The 22,610-nt window shown below is 58.3% G+C and carries 20 protein-coding genes; 7 read left to right on the top strand and 13 right to left on the bottom strand.

Annotation, left to right across the window (positions count from 1 at the left end; translation table 11 throughout):
- The first annotated feature begins 109 nt into the window (after nt 1-109).
- The 5 genes from O7A05_RS07000 (at nt 110) to O7A05_RS06980 (ending at nt 6,487) form a co-directional block, all read left to right on the top strand.
- Nucleotides 110-1,036, top strand: coding sequence for a LysR family transcriptional regulator (locus O7A05_RS07000; RefSeq protein ID WP_337092251.1), 927 nt, complete (start codon nt 110-112; stop codon nt 1,034-1,036).
- A 188-nt stretch (nt 1,037-1,224) separates the two neighbouring features.
- Complete coding sequence (locus tag O7A05_RS06995) at nt 1,225-2,658, top strand: NAD-dependent succinate-semialdehyde dehydrogenase (RefSeq protein ID WP_337092443.1); 1,434 nt, start codon at nt 1,225-1,227, stop codon at nt 2,656-2,658.
- A gap of 6 nt (nt 2,659-2,664) precedes the next feature.
- Nucleotides 2,665-4,209, top strand: a complete 1,545-nt coding sequence (locus O7A05_RS06990; RefSeq protein ID WP_337092250.1) for a fumarate hydratase — start codon at nt 2,665-2,667, stop codon at nt 4,207-4,209.
- A 211-nt stretch (nt 4,210-4,420) separates the two neighbouring features.
- Entirely contained in the window at nt 4,421-4,918 is a 498-nt protein-coding gene (locus O7A05_RS06985; protein WP_337092249.1) for an Lrp/AsnC family transcriptional regulator, read from the top strand.
- A gap of 162 nt (nt 4,919-5,080) precedes the next feature.
- A complete protein-coding gene (locus tag O7A05_RS06980; RefSeq protein ID WP_337092248.1) occupies nt 5,081-6,487 on the top strand; it encodes an aminotransferase in 1,407 nt (468 codons plus the stop codon).
- A 146-nt stretch (nt 6,488-6,633) separates the two neighbouring features.
- Here O7A05_RS06980 and O7A05_RS06975 read toward each other — a convergent pair whose 3' ends face one another.
- From O7A05_RS06975 to metK, 3 genes are all read right to left on the bottom strand, one after another.
- Nucleotides 6,634-7,053 (bottom strand): SET domain-containing protein-lysine N-methyltransferase, encoded by a 420-nt coding sequence (locus O7A05_RS06975; protein ID WP_337092247.1) that lies wholly within the window; start codon nt 7,051-7,053, stop codon nt 6,634-6,636.
- Nucleotides 7,054-7,785: 732 nt separating this feature from the next.
- Nucleotides 7,786-8,778 (bottom strand): adenosine kinase, encoded by a 993-nt coding sequence (locus O7A05_RS06970; protein WP_337092246.1) that lies wholly within the window; start codon nt 8,776-8,778, stop codon nt 7,786-7,788.
- Between the two features lie 102 nt (nt 8,779-8,880).
- Nucleotides 8,881-10,077: a methionine adenosyltransferase gene (metK, locus tag O7A05_RS06965; RefSeq protein WP_337092245.1), complete on the bottom strand. Its 1,197-nt coding sequence runs from the start codon at nt 10,075-10,077 to the stop codon at nt 8,881-8,883.
- Between the two features lie 654 nt (nt 10,078-10,731).
- On the opposite strand from metK, the gene O7A05_RS06960 reads away from it, so the two are divergent.
- The gene (locus tag O7A05_RS06960) at nt 10,732-11,043 is read left to right on the top strand and encodes a hypothetical protein (RefSeq protein WP_337092244.1); all 312 of its coding nucleotides are present in this window, start codon (nt 10,732-10,734) and stop codon (nt 11,041-11,043) included.
- 505 nt (nt 11,044-11,548) lie between these two features.
- On the opposite strand, the gene O7A05_RS06955 is transcribed toward O7A05_RS06960, so the two are convergent.
- The 7 genes from O7A05_RS06955 to O7A05_RS06930 all read right to left on the bottom strand — a co-directional run bounded on the left by O7A05_RS06955 (nt 11,549) and on the right by O7A05_RS06930 (nt 19,277).
- The gene (locus O7A05_RS06955) at nt 11,549-12,334 is read right to left on the bottom strand and encodes an ABC transporter permease (protein ID WP_415926966.1); all 786 of its coding nucleotides are present in this window, start codon (nt 12,332-12,334) and stop codon (nt 11,549-11,551) included.
- Nucleotides 12,334-13,248, bottom strand: a complete 915-nt coding sequence (nodI, locus tag O7A05_RS06950) for a nodulation factor ABC transporter ATP-binding protein NodI (protein ID WP_337092243.1) — start codon at nt 13,246-13,248, stop codon at nt 12,334-12,336. Before nodI ends, O7A05_RS06955 begins: the two co-directional genes overlap by 1 nt.
- Nucleotides 13,249-13,611: 363 nt before the next feature.
- The gene (locus O7A05_RS34350; RefSeq protein ID WP_415926965.1) at nt 13,612-13,860 is read right to left on the bottom strand and encodes an exopolysaccharide production repressor protein; all 249 of its coding nucleotides are present in this window, start codon (nt 13,858-13,860) and stop codon (nt 13,612-13,614) included.
- Between the two features lie 521 nt (nt 13,861-14,381).
- Nucleotides 14,382-15,737 carry a chitooligosaccharide synthase NodC gene (nodC, locus tag O7A05_RS06945; RefSeq protein WP_337092242.1) on the bottom strand — a complete coding sequence of 452 codons (1,356 nt, stop codon included), beginning with the start codon at nt 15,735-15,737 and terminating at the stop codon, nt 14,382-14,384.
- A 15-nt stretch (nt 15,738-15,752) separates the two neighbouring features.
- Entirely contained in the window at nt 15,753-16,412 is a 660-nt protein-coding gene (gene nodB, locus O7A05_RS06940) for a chitooligosaccharide deacetylase NodB (protein ID WP_337092241.1), read from the bottom strand.
- Nucleotides 16,409-16,987, bottom strand: a complete 579-nt coding sequence (locus O7A05_RS06935) for a NodA family N-acyltransferase (protein ID WP_337092240.1) — start codon at nt 16,985-16,987, stop codon at nt 16,409-16,411. Before O7A05_RS06935 ends, nodB begins: the two co-directional genes overlap by 4 nt.
- Nucleotides 16,988-18,494: 1,507 nt before the next feature.
- Nucleotides 18,495-19,277: a sulfotransferase gene (locus O7A05_RS06930; RefSeq protein ID WP_337092239.1), complete on the bottom strand. Its 783-nt coding sequence runs from the start codon at nt 19,275-19,277 to the stop codon at nt 18,495-18,497.
- A gap of 509 nt (nt 19,278-19,786) precedes the next feature.
- Between O7A05_RS06930 and O7A05_RS06925 the strand changes: the two genes are divergently transcribed.
- On the top strand, nt 19,787-20,770 hold the full coding sequence (locus tag O7A05_RS06925) for a LysR family transcriptional regulator (RefSeq protein ID WP_337092238.1): 984 nt from the start codon (nt 19,787-19,789) through the stop codon (nt 20,768-20,770).
- A gap of 323 nt (nt 20,771-21,093) precedes the next feature.
- On the opposite strand, the gene O7A05_RS06920 is transcribed toward O7A05_RS06925, so the two are convergent.
- From O7A05_RS06920 to O7A05_RS06910, 3 genes are read right to left on the bottom strand one after another with little or no spacing between them, the layout of a single operon-like run.
- Nucleotides 21,094-21,993, bottom strand: coding sequence for an SIR2 family NAD-dependent protein deacylase (locus O7A05_RS06920; protein ID WP_337092441.1), 900 nt, complete (start codon nt 21,991-21,993; stop codon nt 21,094-21,096).
- 17 nt (nt 21,994-22,010) lie between these two features.
- Nucleotides 22,011-22,223, bottom strand: a complete 213-nt coding sequence (nifT, locus tag O7A05_RS06915; protein ID WP_337092237.1) for a putative nitrogen fixation protein NifT — start codon at nt 22,221-22,223, stop codon at nt 22,011-22,013.
- Complete coding sequence (locus tag O7A05_RS06910; protein ID WP_337092236.1) at nt 22,220-22,546, bottom strand: nitrogen fixation protein NifZ; 327 nt, start codon at nt 22,544-22,546, stop codon at nt 22,220-22,222. The genes nifT and O7A05_RS06910 overlap by 4 nt, the downstream gene beginning before the upstream one ends.
- Nucleotides 22,547-22,610: the final 64 nt, after the last annotated feature.

Raw genomic sequence — 22,610 nt, 5'->3', positions numbered from 1 at the left:
GTCCAATTGCCTCGCCCGAGGGTCTATGCAGTGGCACAATTATTGCTGTCGCGCCATCGCATTTCGAGATAGATTACATAAATTGGAGTTGTCCCTCGGAAGAGTACCCGTGGAAATCAGGCAGTTAAGATATTTCGTCGGCGTGGTTGAAGCAGGCAGTTTTACGAAGGCCGCCGGCTTCCTCAATGTCGCCCAGAGTGCGCTGAGCCTACATGTGCGCCAACTGGAGGAAGGTTTCGGCACCCAGTTGCTGATACGCGATAGGACCGGCGTGAGTGTCACGGCGTCGGGAGCCAAACTCCTCGATCGGGCGCGGGCGATTCTCCGGGAAATTCGACTTACCGAGGTGGAATTGACCAACTCAGCTGCTTCCCCGGCGGGAGAGGTGACTATTGGCATTCCGTCTGGAGCTGCTCGAGTCCTAAGCGGCCCGCTGCTTGAATCGGTAAGAAACGAACTGCCCAAAGTTTCCCTGAAGATGGTCGAGGGCATGACTGGACCGCTAGAGGAGTGGATGGCTGCTGGGCGCTTCAACCTGGCAGTTCTCTACCGCACCGCGGACAGTGTGGGGCGAATGACTGTCTTGGCGCGCGAAGACCTCTGTCTGGTGGTGCCGTCAGGTGAGCCGCCTTTCGAGGAGTCGATATGTCTGACGGACCTGCATGCGTTCCCCTTGGCGGTTCCCATGCGCAATAACAACGTCAGGCGCTCGGTGGCTGACGTCGTCGCACAACACGGTTGCGCCTTGGATGTCAAGTTTGAAGTGGACTCTCTCTCAACAATCATCAACATGGTCGTAGAGGGAAAAGCCCATTCTATTCTGGCCCCGTCCGCGGTCCAGAAAGAAGCCTCTCAAGGGCTGGTGCGGACTGTCAAGATCGTCGATCCGGTGATTACACGCTCGGTTGTGCTTGCTGTAAATCCTAAAGATGAGCGTTCCGGGGCCGTCTCCGCGGTCCGCAAGCTCATCCCCAAGGTCGCCAGAGAATTAATTGAGAGCCGGGGCTGGGCAGCCGCGGCTCCTGACGCGGCCTGACAGCCGTCGATCTATAAAACACGACCTTTTTTACCATTGAATTAGATCGATCTGGATTCCAGATGGATTTCGGCACTAATCGATATTTGACCCGCCGCGACCGTCGCGATGAAACTGACTCAAGCGAGTTGCCGGTTTCACGTCGAGCGGCACTCGCATGGCTGGAATTCACACAAGTGGAGCACGCGATGTCCGACGCCAGGAGCCACGAGCTCTTCATCACCGGCAAATGGCGGGCCAGTGGTAGCAAAGCCAGATTGCCGGTGATTAATCCGGCAACGGAGAAGGTATTTGCCTCGGTGGCCTCGGCGACGGTGTCGGATCTGGATGAGGCCCTGGCTTCGGCAGAACGCGCCCGCAAGGCTTGGTCTTCATGGCCTGCAAAAGAACGTGGCGAGATCCTGGTAGCAGCCGCAAGCATCTTGGCAACGAAGATTGAATCAGCAGCCAGGCACCTGACGGCCGAACAAGGAAAGACGATTGCCGAAGCGACAGGTGAGTACACGCGTGCCGTCGAAACGCTGGAATGGAACGGCAGGCATGCCGAAGAGCTGTCGGCCCCTATTCCGATGGGGCCGAACCGCATGATCGTCCCGGAGCCGCTCGGCGTCGTCGCTGCCTTTACGCCCTGGAATTATCCGGCCGTCCTCATCGCCCGCAAGCTCGCTCCGGCGCTGGCGGCAGGCTGCCCGGTGATCCTCAAAGGGGCTGAAGAGACACCGAGCGTGGCTGTCCATATCGTTGAATCATTGCGCCAAGCAGGCATTCCCGACGGCGTGGTGAATCTTGTCTTCGGTGTTCCGGTGCACATATCGCGGCATCTGCTCGGTTCGCCAATCGTGAAGGTGTTGACTTTCACGGGCTCCACGGCGGTTGGAAAACAGCTGGCCGCAATAGCGGCGAATAACTTGCAGCGTTGCGTTCTTGAACTCGGCGGGCACTCTCCGGTTATAGTGTGCGAGGATGCGGACCTCCCAAAGGCCATACAGGCGATCTCGGAATACAAGTTCGAGTGCGCGGGCCAGAGCTGCAATGCGCCCAGCAGGATCCTAGTCGCGCGGCCACTCTACGAGGAATTTCTGACCCGGATGACCGAGGCGGTCCGCAAAATCAGGATCGGCCCACCAGACGACGCTGCAACGGACATGGGTCCGATGGCGAACGCGAGGCGAATCGAGGCCATGCAGCGCCTGACCAAGGATGCAGTCGAACGCGGCGCCCGCATCGAGACCGGTGGCGCCCGCCTCGACCGACCGGGCTTTTACTGGCCGCCAACCATCCTGACGGGCGTGCCAAAGGATGCCAGAGTGCTTCATGAAGAGCCCTTCGGACCGATCCTCACGGTGGCGCCGTTCGAAGGTATCGAAGAGGCAATCGAGGAAGCCAACGCGACCGATTACGGCCTGGCCGCGTATTTGTTCACTGGCGCTGCCGACGCGCAACAGATGATGATCAGAGGCCTTTCGGCAGGCGCTGTCAGTGTGAATTACCTGAAAGGGGTTTCCGCGGACGCGCCTTATGGCGGCGTCAAGCAAAGCGGCTATGGATACGAGGGCGGCGAGCAGGGAGTGCGGAGCTTTCAAATCCTCAAGATGGTAAATGGCCTCGGATCATTTGGATAAGTTTTCGTGGATCGAAGAACACGGACCATCGCCGGCAAGGATATAACAAGGAGCGTTGCCGACGCCCTTCAGTACATCTCGTACTACCATCCTCCAGATTACATCCGGTCTCTTTCGCAGGCCTATGCGGGCGAACAGAGCCCTGCGGCGAAGAATGCCATCGGGCAGATTCTGCTGAACTCCCGCATGGCAGCCTTCGGGCGGCGGCCGATCTGCCAGGACACCGGCCTTGTAGTGGTCTTCGCGAAGGTCGGCATGGACGCCCGCATCAAATCAACGGTCGGTTTCGCCGACCTCGTGAATAGGGGCGTTCGCCAAGCATATCTCGACCCCGACAATCCCCTCCGACCATCGATCGTCTCGGATCCGCTTGGCCGACGGGTGAACACGCGCGACAACACGCCGGCAGTCGTCCACGTCGACCTCGTGCCTGGCAACCAGATTGAAATCACCATCGCAGCAAAAGGGGGCGGGTCCGAAAACAAGGCGCGCTTCACCACCCTTAACCCCAGCGCGTCCGTTGCCGACTGGGTGGTCGACACCGTTTCGACCCTTGGCAGCGGATGGTGCCCCCCCGGCTTGATCTCGGTCGGCATCGGTGGCAGCGCTGAAAAGGCTATGCTGCTGGCCAAGGAGGCCATGAACGAGCCCATCGACATCTCGGAACTGACCGCCAGAGGGCCGTCGAACGCTGAGGAGGCACTGCGGATCGAGCTTTATGAGCGAATTAATGGGCTAGGCATTGGCGCTCAGGGCCTAGGTGGCCTGACAACAGTTGTGGACGTCAAGGTTGCAAGCTATCCTACACACGCCGCGTCCAAGCCAGTCGCGCTCATTCCGCAATGCGCCGCCAACCGGCACCTGAGCTTTACTTTGGATGGCACAGGGCCGGTCCAGCTCCAACCGCCCGACCTTTCTGAATGGCCACAGGTCGGAAATAAGGACTTGCTCACGGCCAACGTCCGGCGGGTCAACCTTGATGCGCTCACAAAGGAAGAGACGGCATCATGGCGCTGCGGGGAGACCCTCCTTTTGTCCGGAAAAATGCTGACAGGCCGTGACGCCGCCCACATGCGGATGATCGATTTGATCAATGCCGGCGAGCCGCTTCCCGTCGATCTGCGGGGACGCCTGATCTACTACGTCGGACCCGTCCGCCCCGTGAGGGGTGAAGTCGTCGGGCCGGCTGGCCCAACAACCTCCAGCCGGATGGACAGTTTTACTGAAAAGATGCTCGCTGAGACGGGGCTATATGCGATGGTCGGCAAAGCGGAGAGGGGGCCAACCGCTATTGCATCGATTGTCAGATACAAGACGCCCTATCTCATCGCAGTGGGTGGTGCTGCGTACCTGATTGCAAAATCGATCAAGACAGCACGGATCGTGGCCTTTGAAGACCTGGGTATGGAAGCCATCTATGAATTCGAGGTGCAGGACATGCCGGTCATCATGGCTGTCGACGTTGAAGGAAACTCCATTCACAGTTCCGGGCCACTCGAGTGGCGTAAGCGCATGGCTGCCGATATGATCGCGCGCAACATCGGCGTTTGATTGTTCCCGTAACCCAATCCATCCTGCCTCGCTCACGCATAGACTTTGAACAGAGCAGTGAAAAGCTTTGTTTTTGTTTGCAAGCTGTGCGCATGGGCTTATGTCCACGCCAGCACCGCCTGCGAGGAACGCAACGGTAGGCTGGCACGTCCGGCAATGACGCAGTCTCAAAGCAGATTAAACGTAAACCAATATTCAGCCAGGCAAGGCCATGAGGTCGAAACTCAACACAGTTCGCCTGGACGCTTGCGACCTTCGCATCCTCGCGGAGCTTCAGGCAGACGGTCGGATATCAAAAAGCGAACTTGCGAAGCGCGTTTATCTGTCGGCGTCGGCTTGCTCGGAGCGGCTCCGCGCACTCGAAGCTTCAGGGGCTATTGAAGGCTATTATGCGCGGCTGAGTCCATCACTCACCGGGAGCGTGATTTCCGTGATGGTGGAGGTGGTGCTGGATCGTCACCGCCTCGAAGACCAACGTCACTTTGAGACCGCGATTCAGGGCATCTCTGAAATTTTAGACTGTTGGGCGATCGGGGGCCGGGTCGACTACCTGATGCGCGTTGCAGCTCCCTCCATGGCTGCCTATCAGGCATTGATGGAAGGATTGCTGCAGGCAAGCCTCGGGATCGACCAATATTACAGCCTCGTCGTAACAAAATCCGTAAAATCCAATTCGCCGATCCCCTTGTCCGCGTCGAGAGGGCGGTGAGATTCCGGAATCCGTGTTTTCCACGGAGATTGCCGCGAATTCCGTGAATTCGTCGGTCGCGCAGGTGCAATGCCGTGGAACGTGAAGTGTCTAACTCGTTATAGTCAGCCCTGACGAGCGGCTGACCGAGTTCTCCGCCGGGCGATCAACGGGAGAGTGGCAATGAGCTTCACGAATCTGGGGACCAAACAAATCCAGGAAAAGGATCGGAGCTACGTCTTTCATCCGTCCACGCATTTGGCAAAACACAGCCGCGGCGAGACGCCAAACCGCATTATGGCCGGAGCGGAAGGCGTCTACATCTGGGATACTGAAGGCCGCAAGAGTCTCGATGGATTCGGCGGACTCTACTGCGTCAACATGGGATATGGTTGTACGGAGATTGCTGACGCCATTGCGAAGCAAGCGCATGAACTGCCCTTTGCCCATGTCTATGCTAGCCAAGGCACGCAGCCCGTTGCCCGATTGGCGGAGGCGGTGGTCGAATATTTCGGACAGAACATGCAAAGGGTGTATTTCGGCCTGTCCGGTTCCGACGCCAATGAGACCAACATCAAGCTGGTCTGGTACTATAACAACATCCTTGGTCGCCCCGAAAAGAAGAAGATCATCTCGCGACATCGCGGCTATCATGGATCCGGGCTGGTCACCGGTAGCCTTACAGGTCTTCCATTCTTCCACAAGTTCTTCGACTTGCCTTTGAACCTGGTGCGCCACACCACGACGCCCCACTACTATCGTCAGGCGCACGAGGGCGAAACGGAAGAGGCCTTCTCCAAACGCTGCGCCGACGAACTTGAAGCCCTCATCCTTGCTGAGGGCCCGGAGACGGTTGCTGCCTTTATCGGAGAACCAGCACTTGGAACCGGCGGCATCGTTCCACCCCCAAAGGGGTACTGGATTGCCATTCAAGAAGTCCTGGACAGGTACGATATCCTTCTGATCGCCGATGAAGTGGTTTGCGGATTCGCGCGGACCGGCGAGAAATTCGGCTCTCACCTCTATGGCATGCGTCCGGATTTCGTCACCATCGCCAAGGGCGTGAGTTCCGCTTACCTCCCCATCTCCGGTTCGATCATCGGCGACCGCGTCTGGTCCGTGCTGGAAGAAGGAACCGAAAAACATGGAGCTCTTGGCCACGGCTGGACGTATTCCGGGCATACGCTTTGCGCGGCGGCCGCACTTGCGAACATCCAGGTCCTCAAGGAAAGAAACATCTTGGAGCATGTCCAGGATGTCGGTCCCTATTGGCTTTCCCGCATGAAGGCCGAACTGGAGGGACATCCCATCGTCGGCGAAGTTCGCGGCGTTGGCATCCTGTCCGGCGTCGAGCTGATGCGCGATCCCAAAGCGCGCATTCCGTTCGAGCCCGGGCTGCAGGTCGGCGTGCGGGCCGCCGCTGTTCTGCTTGACAACGGTGTCATCGGCCGGGCAATGCCCCACAGCGATACGCTCGGCTTTGCCCCGCCGCTGATCATTACCCGGAACGAAGTCGACATCATCGCCGATGCGACGGCTAAGTCCGTTGACACGACGTACCGCGCTTTGAAGGCCGAAGGCGCCGTTTAACCTTTGCGAGCGAAACGACCTATGTCGCGGCTGTTGTCCGGTCCTCCCATTTGACTGCGGACGTTGCGCCGCGAGCCCTGCCGGCGCACCTCCCCGCCGGCAGGGCAGATGACGTAGATATCTGTATATCGCTGGCCTATCGTGCATCATTCAACGAAATTGATGCTCTTTGGGTAATCTGAGATATTATTATATTTTTGCGTTATTTCGTCGTTCGCCTGTATGTATTTGATCGCTATAATGTTGACCCACGTGCCCGATTCTTCGTCAGCCCAAACCGTTTCTGCATTAGGACTTGAAGAATGATTCACCAATGAAGCAAGTCCAAAAACAACGTAACGCGCTGCAGGATTGCCATTCTGTTTCTTTGGTCCGCGTACGAAATAATATTCAAGTAGTCCTGTCATGTCGATAAGGTTTGCTTGTTTGTCATCAAATGCCCATGTCGGCGCGCGCTCGATTAAATCTCCTACCTTGAACGGAACATTGGCGAATAACCCACGGCCTTTTCCAGGAACGTTCTTCACATACAGTTCGTTGCCACGATCAAAAACCTTATCGACCATCGTGTGTACCTTCTTAATGCTGAGCTTGGGGCGTTCCGCTAGGGGCAGTCGTTGAGCTTACGGATGAGACTCCCCAGCAATGCTGACTTCAAAGAGTCCCCGGGCTTGTTGATGAGCGTCCGCTTATGGTTCACCCCCGCCCCAACTTCCAGCTGCCATTGTGGCCTCGGCCAAACCCAAGCATACATTCGCCACTTGCCACCCCTGACAACGGCGCATCCCTTCCAGTAAGGAACACATCCGTGGAACTAGCAACGCGCTCCCAAGGGACGAGATCCAAACGGTTCATTCCAATGCTTGTTCTCCTTGAGCGAACATAGCTTCTTCTCAACCTCGCCATACCTACCAATATGCGTGGGTGAACTTTGGCATGCTGCCGGTTTCGTGGACACCGTTTAAGGGAACTGGAGAGTGGGAATGCAAAGAAGGAAGTTCAGCAGAGTTCAGGCTTGAGGCGGTGAGATATCGCAGCGTCGCTCCGCGTCATCAATGCCTCCCGGCAGCTCTCCTTGCCTCACGTCCATGAGATTCAAACTTCGTGCCAACGCGAATGGAGCCTCAGGGAGGAGTTTTGCGGCATTGATTTCAGCGGTTTAACGGGAATGCAGCAGAAGATGAGGCTGGACACTTAGTGTCGCGGAGTCGACAAAGCGCAACATTGCTATCACCCGCCTAGCTTGCTTCGGTCTTCGTGCCAATGACAACGTCGGTGGGGCCGAGTCTTCGAGATGCCTACAACAACCCCGCCTGCTCGGCCTCTTTGCGCAGGTTTTGCCGTGGCCTTGGGCCGATCTGCTGGATCACCAATCCGGCCGCCAGTGAGCCAAGATCGCCGCAGGTCTGGAGGTCGCGGCCCTGTGTATAACCATGCAGGAAACCGGCGGCGTAGAGGTCGCCGGCGCCCGTCGTGTCGACCAGTTCCTTGATGGCGGTTGCCTTTATGACCACCGTCTCGTCGCCGCGCACGATGACTGAGCCCTTTTCGGAACGGGTCACCGCCGCGATCTTGCAATCCTTGCGGATCTGCGCCACCGCCTCGTCGAATGACGAGGTCTGGTAAAGCGACTTGATTTCGTGGCTGTTGGCAAAAACGATGTCGACCGTGCCCGAACGCATCAGGTCGAGGAACTCGTCGCGGTAGCGGTCGACGCAGAACGAATCGGAGAGTGTCATGGACACTTCGCGGCCGGCCGCGTGCGCCAGCCTGGCCGCCTGCCGGATGGCTTCCTTGGCGCGCGGCGGATCCCACAGATAGCCCTCGAAATAGGTCACCTTGGCTCCCGCCGCCTTGTCGGCCTCGACATCTTCCGGCCCGAGTTCGACGCAGGCGCCGAGATAGGTGTTCATTGAGCGCTCACCGTCGGGGGTGACGAAGATCATCGAGCGCGCCGTAGGCGGCTCGCCCTCGAGCGGCTTGGTGTCGAAGGCGACGCCCTGCGCGTGGATGTCGTGCGCGTAGATCTCGCCCAGCGCATCGTTGGAGACCTTGCCGAAGAAGGCGGCACGTCCGCCGAAGGAGGCGACACCAGCCGCCGTGTTGCCGGCGCTGCCGCCGGAGGCCTCGATCGCTGGGCCCATGCGGCTGTAGAGCAATTCGGCGCGGTGTGTGTCTATGAGGTTCATCGCGCCCTTGATGATGCCGTTGGTCTGGAGGAAGTCCTCCTCGCACTGGGCGATGATGTCGACAATCGCATTGCCGATGCAAAGCACGTCATAATCCGGCATCAATGTCTCCGCCAAAAACCCGAGCCGGCTTCTTGTCTTGCGCGGGCGGGCGCGCCCCTTAAGTTCTACAATGGTCAAGCGCAGATAGATCCGCGAGCGGCCTCACGCTGCAGCCAGCCCTGCCTCCCGCCTCAAGAGGTCAGCTTTGTCAGTGCTCTCCCAGGTGAACTCTGGCTCCTCACGACCGAAGTGCCCGTAGGTCGCGGTTTTGCGGTATATCGGGCGCAACAGATCAAGCATCTTGATAATGCCTTTGGGTCTGAGATCGAACACCTCAACAATGAGGCGCTCGATCCTTTCTTCCTCGATCGTCGCCGTCCCGAAGGTGTTGACGAAAACTGAAACCGGCGTGGCGACGCCGATTGCGTAAGCAATCTGCACCTCACAGACCTCAGCAAGTCCGCCAGCCACGACATTCTTTGCGACGTACCGTGCCGCATAGGCAGCCGAACGATCGACCTTCGAGGGATCCTTGCCCGAAAAGGCGCCACCGCCATGTCGTCCCATCCCACCGTAGGAATCGACAATGATCTTGCGTCCAGTGAGTCCGCAGTCGCCGCGCGGTCCACCGACCACGAACCGTCCCGTCGGGTTGACCAGGAGTCTGATCCCTGTCGTGTCCAGATCGGTTGGCAAGACCGGCTTTATGATCTCCTCGATGACGCCTTCCCGGACTGCTTCTTGTGAAACCTCCTCGTCATGTTGGGTCGACAGGACGATGGTATCCAGCGCAACCGGGCGCAAACCTTCATAACGTACCGAGACTTGCGATTTCACGTCGGGGCGCAACCAGCTAAGCTGTCCTGCTTTGCGCACCTCTGCCTGCCTTTTTGTCAAGTGGTGAGCGAGCTGGATCGGCAGGGGCATTAGTGTATCCGTCTCGCTGCAAGCGTACCCGAACATGAGGCCCTGATCCCCCGCTCCCTGATCGAGATCAACTCCTCGTCCCCGGTCGACGCCCCGGCTAATATCAGACGACTGTTCATTGATAGCCAGAACGACCGCGCAACGCCGACCATCAAACCCCATGGCGTCGTCATCATATCCAATGTCAAGAATGGTATCGCGGGCAACTTGGCTATAGTCGATCTGCGCATCACTGGTGATCTCGCCAGCCAGCACGACCATTCCGGTCTCCGCCAGAGCTTCGCAGTTTTTCACCAGCGCTTCACAAGCGACGCGCCCCTTGGGATCCTTTTGGAGGATCGCATCGAGAATGGCATCCGAGATGTTGTCGGCCATCTTGTCCGGGTGTCCGGCGCCGACGGACTCTGAGGAGAACACGAATTGTCTAGCCATGGAGGAGCCTCGCTTCGGGTATTTAAGTTGCATGGGATTGAGTGAGCGGTGTTAGCTGCAGGTGATGCCAGGTACCTCGAACGCAGCGCACAGTCCGCAACATCGTTCCGCACGCTGGCCGACTATCTGCACCACTGCTCTCTTCGGCATGCCCATAGAGTAACTGTCCGTGGTTCTACGCCGGATCCCGCTTGTGATACCAGGCGAGCGCAAAAGTCCAGGATGCGAAGATGATCAGGATCGGCTGCCGTGATGACGCGCTTTCAATATCTTCATCGATCAGCATCACGCCGCATGTTCGGCAAGGCCGCCTTCGTTGCTTCAATTGGGATGAACGCTCTTCTTTCCACGTTAGTAAGTCGGATTGCATTCGGCCGTGGGAAGCAGCACCGGCATGCCGCCATTCGGCCTCTTCCTTTGCGCGGAGCGTACCACCACCACCATCCATTTCGAACGTGAAGAATTATGAATTTCGTTGAAGGCTCTTTTGCATGCCCGAACAGGACGCAATGAGGCATTTCCCTGCAAGGAAGCATCGCTGGAAGATTCGGGGTGTTGCGGACGCGCAGGAAGACGGTCGATGGCTGCCGAGATCACCTCGGTCCTGAGAGGTGACATCACCGGTCTCCACATCAGCAAGCCTTTAGCACCGAAGTGGCCGAGGAGATCACCGCGAACTTTATTCGCAATCCCGATCTCAGCGAGCGCAAAGACGGCGTGCCCGGACAGTATGTCGGCGCATCTCATTATAGGAAGGATGCAGCCACCTATTTCGCACAGTCGCGAGATGCCCGATCCTCCGTAGACGCTCTTTTCGGTAGCTTGGTTGATCCTGTCTGCGGAGTGTTCGACGCGGCGGTTTCGTTCACGGGGTCACCCGACAACCAGGCAACGGAAAAGCGTCGCCTTCTGGTGAACTGCTTCTTCGGATTTGCTCGGCCGGATCTTGTTCTTTGGTGGACCTGAGTAGAACACGGCAGAGGGCTGACCGTTGCGGCAGTGATCAGGCGAGCAGGCCATGATGTGCTCAGCCTGGTCGCCGAGGTTGGGCGGCCAGGTGCTCTGTCCTGCAATGACGCGCCTGTCGAACCGGCCAAGCTTCGTGATGTAGATGGAGATCACCCGCTGCGATATGCGCGTTCGTAGCGTTATACCAACGGTCATGCATCCAGAGCTCTGTTCGGCCCAAGACAATTGAGAACACGGCTGACTGTTGCCAGGCAGACGCCAACTTTCTCGGCGATATGCTTGCCGGCCTTGCGCTCCCCCGCCCAGGGACTCTGTGCCAGCCACCGCTGCAGCGGCGGACGGTTCTGGCGCTGTCGTCGCGACCGCGATCCTGGAGACCAGCCACCTCCCTCCACTCGGCCGCGCGATCCACTTGCGCCATGTGCGGGCAAACGCCTGCGGCTCGTGAGGCGGCCTTCGGCGTTTGCACGCGCGGCACCTCGATCACGATTCGTAAAGCGCATCAAGGCATGAGTCGTCGGCGTAGCAGAACCGACGACAGGAAGAACGGCACCACTGTGTAGATGCACAACGCCCCGATGTGCAGGCCGATGCTGGCGGCCGGGCGGCCAAGGATGGCCGGACGAATGAGCTCGATCGAATGCGCAAGCGGCAGGAAGTTGCCTACCTGCTGAAAAGCGCCAGGCATCCGGCTCACCGGGAAGACAGCCCCTGTTAGGAACAGCATGGGTGTGATGACGAGCGTCTGGTAAAAAACGACGTAGTCGTAGCTGGGCGCAAGCGCCGTCACGACCATTGCCAAGCTCGCGAAAGCGAGGCCAGTAAGAGCAAGGACAGGTAGCGCATAGAGAGCGGATGGCCATGCCACATAGCCCAGCACAGTGGCTACAATCATGATTCCGGTGCCGGCCATAAAAGCCTTCGTGGCAGCCCATGCCAATTCACCCAGCACGATATCGCCGAGCGTGAGCTGTGTGTACAGGATTCCTTCCCAGGTCCGCTGCATGCGGCCGAAAGTTGCGTAGATCGTTTCAAAGGTGGAGGAGGTCATCGCGCTGGCGGCGACCATGCCCGCTGTTAGAAACGCTATGTAGGACGTGCCCTCAATGCGCCCCACCATTATTCCAAGGCCAAAGCCGAGCCCAAACAGGGAGATCATGGGGTCGGCCAGGTTGCCGATAAGGGACGCAAGCGCCACTTTTTTCCATGCGAGGTAGTTGCGGCGCCACACCGCGACCCAATTCCACGCATTGGCTGGTAGAGCCGCGGCGTAACGTTCGCCTATCATCATTTCTCCATCTCGCGCCCGGTCAGCCGCAAAAAAACGTCCTCCAGATTCGGTGGTCGCTGCAGGAGACGCAAACCCGCGCGCCCGTGCAGTTGCACGCGAACCTGCTCCGGATCGGGCGCATAGCAAAAGAGCGTCTCGCCGCTCACCTCGCTGCGCTGTACGTGCGGCTTGATCATCTCACTCAATTCATGCGGATTACCGCCGTATATCTCGAGTACCTGGCAGCCGATCTGCTCTTCGATGAGCGCGTGTGGGCGGCCCTCTGCGATAATGCGCCCGCCCTCAAGGACGCAAAGGCGGTTGCACAGCCGCTCTGCCTCTTCCATGAAGTGGGTGGTCAAAATGATCGTCTTGCCCTGCGCCAGGAGGTTGCGCAGCCGCTCCCAGATCAGGTGGCGCGCGTGTGGATCAAGGCCTGTGGTGGGCTCGTCCATCACAAGCAGCTGCGGGTCGTTGATCAACGCTCGCGCGAGCGTCAGGCGCCGCTTCATACCACCGGACAGTGCGCTGACGCGTGCGTCGGCCTTGCTCTCGAGGCGAGCGAACTCGAGCAGCGACGGTATGACCGCTTTGACCGCGCGGGTGGTCATGCCGAAGTAGCGCCCGAAAACCAACAGGTTCTCACGAACCGTGAACTCGAGATCAAGGTTATCGAACTGCGGGACGACTCCAATGCGCCCGCGTGCCAGGCGCGCGCGTGCTGGTACTGGCATGCCGAGCACCGTGATCTTGCCGGAATCAGGCGGGGTCATGCCGAGGAGCATACGCGTGATCGTGCTTTTGCCGGCCCCGTTCGGGCCTAGCAGGCCGAAGCATTCTCCCGCCGCAACGGTGAACGACAGCCCGTCCACGACCAATTTGTTGCCGTACGACTTGCTCACGCCATCAAGATCGATGGCTAGCGTGGCCATGTGCTTGTCTCCCCCTGCAGAAGGCAGTCGACCAGGCTCAGGTGGCTTGCATAAACTCGCGATCACGCGAGGGGGAGAGAGGGGGAGGGGCGCCCCGCTGACGGCCTCGGCTGGCGAATTGGCGTAACCCTGCCAGAACGCGCTCACTCGCTTGGCCCCACACCTGGCATGCGAACCGTGTCCCGCGACGGCGGTCGACTCGTGTTAAGATGTCTGTGGATCTGATGGGGCGGACGCTCGCCTTGCTTCTCCTCTTCAAAGTGACAGAAGAGACGTCCGTTCTCGACATGGGCAAACACCCCGTTCCGCATCACTTTCATGCCGTCCATGCGCATAGTGCCTCCATTTTTTGGCGCCCGCAGGCTATCCAGCCTTCCCAGAGTGATCGTCGCTGACTTCACTCAACCGCTCCGTCTCTGTTGTGTGTGGTCGTGAACGACTCGTGGAGCTCTGCTCGGTTCTCCACAGCAGACAGAGCATCGCCAAGAAATACCCGACCTGAGCAAGCACGGCGCAGAGAGCCGTCTGAACGAGCGAACTGGTCACGCAATGGTCAACAAGGCGAAGCCGCCGATGCGCCGATCTCGTGAGCAAGAAATGTGATGCCTCCATTCAGCTCTGTCCGTCTGCCGGAATCCGATGCACCTGAAGCCGAACGGGACTTCCAAAGCGAGCAAGCAATGTTTGTTGATGGCTCACTTGGCCTTTGCTAGTGATCGACTTGGTTTTGCGTGACATGGCCGTCGTGGCGCCGGCGCAAGCGGGGTGTCCCAGCGCCGACAAGTGGGACTGCGCGCTGATCGGAAATCAGATTCCCACCCGACGCGAACACACTCGCCAGCTTCCCGATGGGGGCGCGCGTATCGGGCATGGCACCGTGTAATATTTCCGTCACGATGATCAGACCAAACGGTTCCTGGCTCGAGAACAATTCGACGTCACTGGCCGCGCATCCGATTTGCAGCGCGTTTGTGACAAACCCCTGGGAAAGCGACAGCCCGAGGGCTTCCGAGTGACGCTTGGATCCAGCGGATTGCCGTCGAACCGCCAGGCATCGTCTGTGGCCAATTTTAAATGCGGCCAATGGCGACTGTCATGCTCTGCCAAGACTGTCTCCCAGCTTCGATCCGCAATCATTCTTGGGCGCCCATGCCGGATGATGTCACTGTCGAAAAATCCCTCAAAAGAGTGGGCCTGTGCGATGGCGCCGCATCTTCCGACGCGTCGGCGGTTCTCGAACCAACGCTGGCGGTTCTGATCGGAACATCTTTGCCACCGCTGCTTGGCACAGTGGCAGCAGAGTTGCGCGACAACCAATCGCTATTGCTCAAGGTGCAAAGCGCATACGCCTTCAAAGGAAGCAAAAGAAAGAGATTGATGGGTGTATGGAGACAAAATCCCAGAAATCGCAGTTCGCGAGCACGAAACGCTGCCACGCTGCAGCGGATCAGCGTCAAGGCCGCAATCACGATGCCAGTCCACCAAGGCACTTCGTCAGTGAGCGCAAGGTGCGCGATCCCTGTTACCACCGACACTGCGAGGAGGAGCGGCCCGACATTTTGCCCGACCACGTCCAAGGTGAGATAGCGATCGAGGCTGGGTAGCAGGCGCAGCGAAAGCAGCGTGTCTCTGAAGGTGCTTCGCGCCCAGCGCAGTTGCTGGCGTAGATATGGCCGCAGCCGATCCGGCACGACCGTTGCCGCGATCGCGTCCGGAATGTACTCGGTTCGAAGTCCCGCTTTCAGCATGAGGATCGTGAGATGGCGATCCTCGCCGAAGTCGCTCAGCTTCCCACGGAACAGCTGCGTTTCGTATTGATCAAGAACCATAAGCAGCGCCGACCGGCGATACATCGCACATGGGCCACAGCAGCACATAACCGCACCGAAACGAGCTTGGGCCGCGCGCTCCTCGTTGCAAGCAAGCCAGTATTCCATGTCGATCAACCGGGTCAGCCAATTCTCGTCCCTGTTGCTGGCTATCAACTGACCCATGGCCGCGCCGATCTGGGGATCTCGCATCTTCAGCGCGAGCTTCGTCACCACATCGGAAGCGAGCGTTGTGTCGGAGTCGACGTTGAGCACCAAATCTCCGGATGAGCGGCGTATCGCGGCGATCTGCGCCTTGCGCTTTCCAACATTCTGCGGGAGCAGAATGAAGTTGAACCTCGGGTCATGCGCGTGAACATTATGAACGGGTCTCACGGCAACCTGATTTGCAGACCCGTCATCAACTACATAGACCCGGAGTTTTCCGCCATAGTTTTGGTCCGCAATAGAAGCTAGGCAGGCAGAGAGCGTGTCCGGATCCTCGTTATAGCATGGGACGATGACATCCACGCTCGGCAGAAGTTGGGAGCCGGCCGGGCCATCCGAGGTCGACGACAGGTCTGCCGGTGAAGCATAAACCGTCTGCATGCCTTTGTAGGCAGTCGAGAGCAATGCGTAGATCGAGACAGCACCAATGCTGGTTGTGTCGAGCAGGTTCATGGGATGTCGCTTTGTTCAGTGGGTTGGGGGGAGGGAGCGGATTGCAAATCCCCGCTCGTGCAACTCTGGGATCAGATGAGACAGGGCCTTCAGCGTCTGGTCCCGCAGACCGGCCTCAGCATCCGGTCTGAACTCGTTGGGAGGACAGCCATCGTGCAAGAGCACGATTGCGCCCGGGCGGACGGAGGCCATTACCGTACCGACAATCGCCTCGACGCCGGGCCGAGACCAGTCTTGAGGGTCGATCGACCAATGGACCGGCGTCAGACCAGCGCGCCCGCAGGTCGTGAGCACTTGTTCGGTCCAGCTGCCATACGGCGCGCGCATATGAGTCAGCTGGGCCTCGGGACATGCCCTGCGAATGATCCTATTTGCCTCAAGTATCTCAAACTGTATCTGGCCAAGGTGGCATTCGGCCAAATCCCTATGCGTCATCGTGTGATTGCCGACCCGGTGCCCTTCTGCAATCATCCGTTGGATCAGTTTGGGCTGGTCTGACGCGTACGTCCCGATGACGAAGAAAGTTGCCGACGCCTGCTTTTCCCCCAACAGATCAAGGATGTCCGGTGTGCAATCGGGGTTAGGACCGTCGTCAAAGGTCAAATAAACCGTGCACCGGTCAGTGCCATCGGCACATTCACCACGGACTTCGGATATGCAGTTGGGGGAATTCACAGCTCCGGTCCGTTCCGATCGATGATCGTGCCGGACGGCCAGTCGGAGATAGGCTGCGCAATCGGGAGGACAATGAGGACTACGTCCTCCGTGCGGGTGGGTGGTTTGTCGAGAAGGGCACGGGGAAGGGTCGATCGCACACGGATCCCGGGCATGATCGTCGCCAGACCGTTTCGGCTGAACCTTGCGATATGATGCCGCAGCGCAGGTCGAACCGCGCCGAATGCGAATGGGACTTTGAGCTCCTGCAGTACCGGATGCATGACCCGGACGGAATGCGCAATCCAGAGCCCCTCAAGATCCGGACGTACACCATACAGACCAAGTTCACCCACCAGCAGATCGACGGCGCCGATCCTGATGAAGCGACGCAGCAGCCCGATGTGAGCTGCTACCCCATTCGAGTCATAGCCGATTGCACGGAGCTCAGGCCTCGCGCCGGCCCAACTTTTACTGCCATCGAATGGTTTTGCGTGGAATATCCCAGTCGGACCATAGGTATTTCGGAAGAACTCTGCCAGTTCTATATGGTCGTCAAGGCTAAGTTCATTTTCCCAACACAGTCTCCAGCGCAATTTAGATCGCGATGAACAAGGTATTGTTCTTTGCTGTTTTATTGAGTCAAGCACAACGTTATCCTACTTCGAAGGCAATTGGTGAAGATATGCCTACAAGTTCAGATTAGAGGGATAGTTTCTGACAAGACATAGAGATCTATGTCGCGCTGCCGCTGAAGTAGAACCTTGAAGCAATCGATAAGCGCCTCGATTAAGAGCTCGTTCTGCAGCCAAAGGTGTTTCTCTGGAGCCGAGATCTGGACAACCTTCCTTTTGCTGTCAAATTCTAAGCTTCGAGCTTCTCTAATGCAGCATTCGCTAAAACTGGTAAAATCGATTGTTTTGATGACGGTCATCCAACTCTTGGATAGGAGGAGTTGCCGTGGGTAGCATCAGGCGTCGCGAGCATCCTTTCGCCCATTCCGGCACACGTGTCCGCCAACGAAGGCGGCAACAGACGGGGCTAATTGCAGCGAAACCCGTTGAAATGCCCATGGGGCCGGGCAGGGGCGCAAGCACCCCACCGCAAGGACCCGCCGCAGCCGAGCCGGGAAGCGGGCAAGAGTATAACAGCGCCATAGCTGGCCAGGGTCAACGAGCCCCCGCGAAGACCGTCAGCAGGGAAAGTCGCTTCGTCAAACATAGATCCTGAAATGTCGATGCAGCCATCACGCGTAGAGAAGGTGGCGCCATGCGGAGTCAGCATCTCACTGACCGGCGGATAGACATCCCCAGATGTGATCCGAGGATAATGCGGCCAAGCACCTGCACTTAAAGTTGGGCACTGAAGTGCCTTTGGGGCGCTGGTTTCTCGCTTGGGATTGGTGCAGCTAACATTATTGCTCTCCTTTGGCCCGTTTGGGCCGGTCTTCGCGCGTCGCGGTCTCCGGTCGAGCGCGGCGGCAGTGTCGGTTGCAAAATGAGTGCCAGCCTGAGAAATATTGCGACAGCGCCGTCTTTCCTACGGTTTCGGCACTGTCAATCAGCCGATTTGTGCGGCTTTTCGCACGCGCAGGCGGAACTCCGCACTAACGTCGGTCGTCGGCGGCCAGGCGGTGATTGCGAAAAGCGCCCTGCCGCACCTCAGGTGCCCGTTTTAGTCGGGATGGGCTTAACTACCAAACCTCCGAAGACTGATTTTCAATGCAATTGGCTCTGCGATGGCCGCCTCGACGTGCGTGCATGGGCTGACCATTCTCGGTGCCGCTGAGTTGGGCTCGCTGTCGCCTAACGCAGAATGCGCGGGATTCTCCGCCCTGGCTCGCGCGATGACGGCGCTTCCCGGCAGGAGAACCGGCCGCAATGGAAGCGCCAGGAGTCGGAGATTCCGTTGCGGGCAGTTTTGCTGTTCCGACGCAACGACATGATCGAACGAAAAGCCAACGCTGAAGCGCCAGAACTCTTGCCCCCCAGTCTCGGTTAAGGCCTCGATAGTCGTCGCATCAGGAGAAGAAGGACAAAATCGCACGGCGGTGTCCAGGTTTGCCCTATGTTCATCTTCATAAGCTCGCGCCGGTGATGGAGCCTAAGAATGGGCAAGCCGTCCCTTGCCACTGCGACGAGGAGTCAGACGGCGACCGATCTCAAAAAATCTCGCGTAAGGTCCGCCTGCGAAGTGGCGCCGCAACTCTTCGAAATTCTCTATCGTTTGGTCCAGGGGGCGTGCTTCCTGGCGCTTTAGGTTAGCTGTACCAGAGGGCCCAAACGCTGCGACCCCTAGGAACTCCCAAATTTTAGCCAAGCACGCCGAGGGCTCGCGAAGAAGGGTCTCATACTCGGCCACATGCAAGTCCGTGGACGCGAAGGAGCGCGCGACACGATTGTGGAAATCATCGGCGGCCTTGAAATAAGCCTCGCAGCAGGCGACTGTCAGCTTGATGGACGGAGCCGCATCGTTGTCCGAACTGAACTTCAACCACTGGCGGGTTTGCCTCGCCTGTGTCAGCGATCGCAGCGACTCCAATGTGTTCCTGCGGACCAGAAGGATGACCTTGAGATCTGGCCAACGGGCGAGCTCAGCAAAAAAGCCTGGACGGTCGTGGAACTGAGGTTCATTGATCTTGCAACCAACGCGCGTCAGCTTCTTGTGGGTTTGGTTCGGGTAGCGCAAGTAGGCAAGCTCAAGGAGCGCGCGATCGCCACCGGTCAAACGGTCCTTATCGAGCCAATTCGTGTCGTAAGTGTTGAGCAATTCCCCGTTGCTCAGGACCTGCGGATGCTCGTTCAGCATTTCTTCCAGATAATGCGTGCCCGTCCTGGGCATCGCAAGGATAACGAATGGGCCGGGCGACGGCACGGTTTGGGTCATTGCTTGTATCTCCAATCAGCATTGCAGATGATAACTCGGCCGAGACCTACGAGACGCGGCGAGATAAAACCACGCAGTAGCCAGATGTGAGTTGCTAGAACGTGGCAGACCCAAAAAGAAAGATGGGTACCCACGATTTTTCGCGGGAGGTTCGATGCTTCAGACAGAACCATATGCCACACGAGATTCATGCGCCGAGATATTTCAAATTCTTGTCATGTTTATTCACTAATCCACATCGCTAAGCCATCTTAGAACAGTTTGATAGGGTCAGCCTCCAAGCAGCTCAGGAGAAGCTTTGTTGCGGGCACGCCCGACAAGATGGCGGCGCTGGACATGCGCATTGGCTGATGCTCGACGTGCACTTCAGGGAGCAGGGCAACTGAAGAGCCATGGTTTGTGCATCTGAAGAGACCCTCGCGGTTGACATTTTTCTATGCAGCATTCCATAAGCCGCGTAAAATCTAACGTTTCGATGCCTCCCATCCACGCTATGGATAAAATGCTAAGTGCGCTTCAAAGGCCTTGATCTAAACCTCCTCGTTGCGCTCGACGCTCTCATGAACGAGCGCAACCTCACCGCTGCCGCTCGCAGCATCAATCTGAGCCAGCCGGCCATGAGCGCGGCTGTCGCACGGTTGCGGGATTTTTTCCATGATGAGCTATTTACGATGAAAGGCCGCGAACTTGTCCCAACACCCCGTGCCGAAGGGCTGGCCCCCGCCGTCCGTGAGGCTCTGCTGCACGTGCAGCTCTCCATCATTTCCTGGGATATGTTCAACCCAGCTCAATCGAAGCGCCGCTTCCGGATCGGCATTTCCGATTTCATGACCTCCGTATATTTCCAATCGGTGGTGGAGCGTGTCGCACGGGAGGCGCCCGACGTCAGCTTTGAACTGCTGTCTCTATACGAGCACCCCGATGAGCTTCTGAGGCGCGGGGAGATCGATTTTTTAATTCTTCCAGACGTGTTCATGTCGAGCGCGCATCCCAGAGCAACACTATTCGACGAGACCCTCGTTTGCGTCGGCTGCCCCACGAACAAGGCGCTATCAAAACCGCTTACATTCGAGCAATACATTTCGATGGGGCACGTTGCCCCCAAGTTCGGACGCACGCGGCAGCCTTCCATCGAAGAATGGTACTTCCTCGAGCACGGGATCAAGAGACGTATCGAGGTGGTCGTACAGGGCTTCTGCATGGTCCCGCCCATGTTGACGCGGACGGAGCGGATAGCCACCTTGCCGTCGCGGCTGGTTGACCACATTGCAGGAGCGATACCGCTGCGGATCGCTGAAATTCCGCTGCCGCTTCCCGCATTTACCGAAGCCATACAATGGCCTGCTCTTCATAACAGTGATTCCGCAAGCATATGGATGCGCAAAATATTGTTGCAGGAGGCATCCCGGATGGGTCCTCCGCGCAAGGCTGCTGCAGGCGGGACCATAACGCGAGGAGGTCTCCATCCGGAATCTTGCCCCGAGCCAATGTGAGATGTTGTGCCTTGCAAGACGCAAGCCAACGGTTCGGCGGTGGTAAACTGATTCATCGCCGACGTGTCTCCCATGTCTCTCGTGTAGTCCCGCGATTCCCTCAGGTTGGCGTCTGATTCCGATGCATCTGACTGCATCGTTGACTTCGCCTGGCCATGTTGACGGTCAAACCGGTATTCAGACCCCATCGCCATGCTGACGCCGGCGTCGCGCAACAATCCCCGCGTGCCGCAGACCCCGGCTACGCGACATTGTCGTCTACCTGCACAGATGAAAGGAACCGCGCGTCCGTGAACTCTGGCATCTTCTGGAAATTCTTTGGCTTATGACGGCGATCCGGCAAGCCGAGCCGCAGCTTCGTCTATCGGCATGTCAATGACCGTGACTGCGCACTCTGCCAGGAAACGGCGTTCGTTTCTGGTCAGCACCGACCCATCAATGAGCGCGAAATGTGGACCGTCGGAGCGCTTCATGATCTGCAAGGCGTAGGTGCGTAGCATCTGATCGTCGAAGCGGCAGCCGACGAAGAAAAAGCCCCGATTGTTGCGCCGCTGCTTCACCTGATCAGGGATCGGGGTCTGGATGTCGATGTCTGTCAGCACTTCGACATAGTCGGAATCTGAAACCAGGAAGTTTGCCGCAGGCCTGATGCTGCCATGGGGCACATAGAGAACGGTCTCAACCGGTGGTACCGGGTCGAGCTCAATTCCGGACAAATCATAGGCTTTGGTCCAAATGTCTTTGGTTTCGTTCGCCCGCGTCACGCCCTGTATCTCGACGACATCCGTTCGGCCGGTCGCGACCAGGGCCGCGCGCATCGCGCCATCATACCAACTGTCGACGAGAAGCGAGAGCGGCAGCGTGGCGAGCCAGGCGTGCAGGACCGTCGGCGCGGCAGGTGCCGCGAAGATCTCGGCCATCCAACCTTGAAGCGTGCGGCGATGCCGGCGCTGTTCAATAAACTGCGCCACAGACCACATATTGGTGCGGATCTTGGAGGGGGCTGGGGCGCGCGCGTTGAGAGCCGAGGCGATGGCTTCCGGCGTATGCGGTACCGGCGGCTTCGCGCAGCCGAGCTGAAGAAGACCCGGCCCGAGATAGGGAACCATCAGGTCGGCCGCGAGCGCCTCCTTGATCAGGTCAAGCCGCGTTTCGGCATGGCTGTCCCGAGTGATCAAAAGATGGCGCGGGACGGTGTTTTTGCTCATAGCTTTAGCCTTCATGCTATCCACCCGCCTTCCTACTCGGCGTCAGAAATTTTCCGAGCCTCAACGGTGATCGGCAATCGCGTGTCCCGCGGAAGGTCGGGCAGGACGAAACGCCAGCCGTTCCTAAGCGTTACGGCCCCGCCCCAGAGACTTTCATTCTCAGTCTGGATGATCGGCTCTTCGAGATCTTTCTTGGGAACATAAGCCGACAGGCCGGCGCCGGTCCTGCGGATCATCAGCTTCATGTGGCTGCCTGTTTGTCAGCAGCCGCATTCATTTCGGAATCAGATGGAGTACAGGACCTGTCGAGGCTCACCATTTCACGCGCCCGCATTCCCACAACTGTACCACGACCGATCCACTCGACCGCATAAATGTAGAACTGCTGGAGAAAGGTGCCGATGTCGCGCACATAACCTTCATCACCTGTCCGCACCAGGTTTTCGCCAATCTCCTTACCGGGATAGGTGCCATCATTTTTGACGTGGCGTGTGGCGCGGACCCGTTCGCCGGGCATAAACCCTGGAGGCTTGTGGATTTCGACCTCCTGTTCGCGCCAGAGCGTCATGGCCGTTCTCCTTCTGGCAACTGCACACTGCCGATAAAGCACTTCAAATTATGGTTTGCGATGA

Source organism: Mesorhizobium argentiipisi (SeqCode) (genome assembly GCF_037179585.1).
Classification (GTDB): Bacteria; Pseudomonadota; Alphaproteobacteria; order Rhizobiales; family Rhizobiaceae; genus Mesorhizobium; species Mesorhizobium argentiipisi.
Note: the sequence above shows the minus strand (reverse complement) of the source record. Positions and strands in the feature narration are given on the sequence as shown.

Excerpts from the sequence above, each read along its gene's own strand:
- O7A05_RS06975 (WP_337092247.1), bottom strand. The coding sequence starts at position 7,053 with ATGGTCGATAAGGTTTTTGATCGTGGCAACGAACTGTATGTGAAGAAC.
- O7A05_RS06995 (WP_337092443.1), top strand. The coding sequence starts at position 1,225 with ATGTCCGACGCCAGGAGCCACGAGCTCTTCATCACCGGCAAATGGCGG.
- nodI (WP_337092243.1), bottom strand. The coding sequence starts at position 13,248 with ATGGCCACGCTAGCCATCGATCTTGATGGCGTGAGCAAGTCGTACGGC.
- O7A05_RS06920 (WP_337092441.1), bottom strand. The coding sequence starts at position 21,993 with ATGAAGGCTAAAGCTATGAGCAAAAACACCGTCCCGCGCCATCTTTTG.
- O7A05_RS06955 (WP_415926966.1), bottom strand. The coding sequence starts at position 12,334 with ATGATAGGCGAACGTTACGCCGCGGCTCTACCAGCCAATGCGTGGAAT.
- O7A05_RS06980 (WP_337092248.1), top strand. The coding sequence starts at position 5,081 with ATGAGCTTCACGAATCTGGGGACCAAACAAATCCAGGAAAAGGATCGG.
- O7A05_RS34350 (WP_415926965.1), bottom strand. The coding sequence starts at position 13,860 with ATGGAGGCATCACATTTCTTGCTCACGAGATCGGCGCATCGGCGGCTT.
- metK (WP_337092245.1), bottom strand. The coding sequence starts at position 10,077 with ATGGCTAGACAATTCGTGTTCTCCTCAGAGTCCGTCGGCGCCGGACAC.
- O7A05_RS06985 (WP_337092249.1), top strand. The coding sequence starts at position 4,421 with ATGAGGTCGAAACTCAACACAGTTCGCCTGGACGCTTGCGACCTTCGC.
- nodC (WP_337092242.1), bottom strand. The coding sequence starts at position 15,737 with ATGAACCTGCTCGACACAACCAGCATTGGTGCTGTCTCGATCTACGCA.
- O7A05_RS06910 (WP_337092236.1), bottom strand. The coding sequence starts at position 22,546 with ATGACGCTCTGGCGCGAACAGGAGGTCGAAATCCACAAGCCTCCAGGG.
- nifT (WP_337092237.1), bottom strand. The coding sequence starts at position 22,223 with ATGAAGCTGATGATCCGCAGGACCGGCGCCGGCCTGTCGGCTTATGTT.
- O7A05_RS06930 (WP_337092239.1), bottom strand. The coding sequence starts at position 19,277 with ATGACCCAAACCGTGCCGTCGCCCGGCCCATTCGTTATCCTTGCGATG.
- O7A05_RS06970 (WP_337092246.1), bottom strand. The coding sequence starts at position 8,778 with ATGCCGGATTATGACGTGCTTTGCATCGGCAATGCGATTGTCGACATC.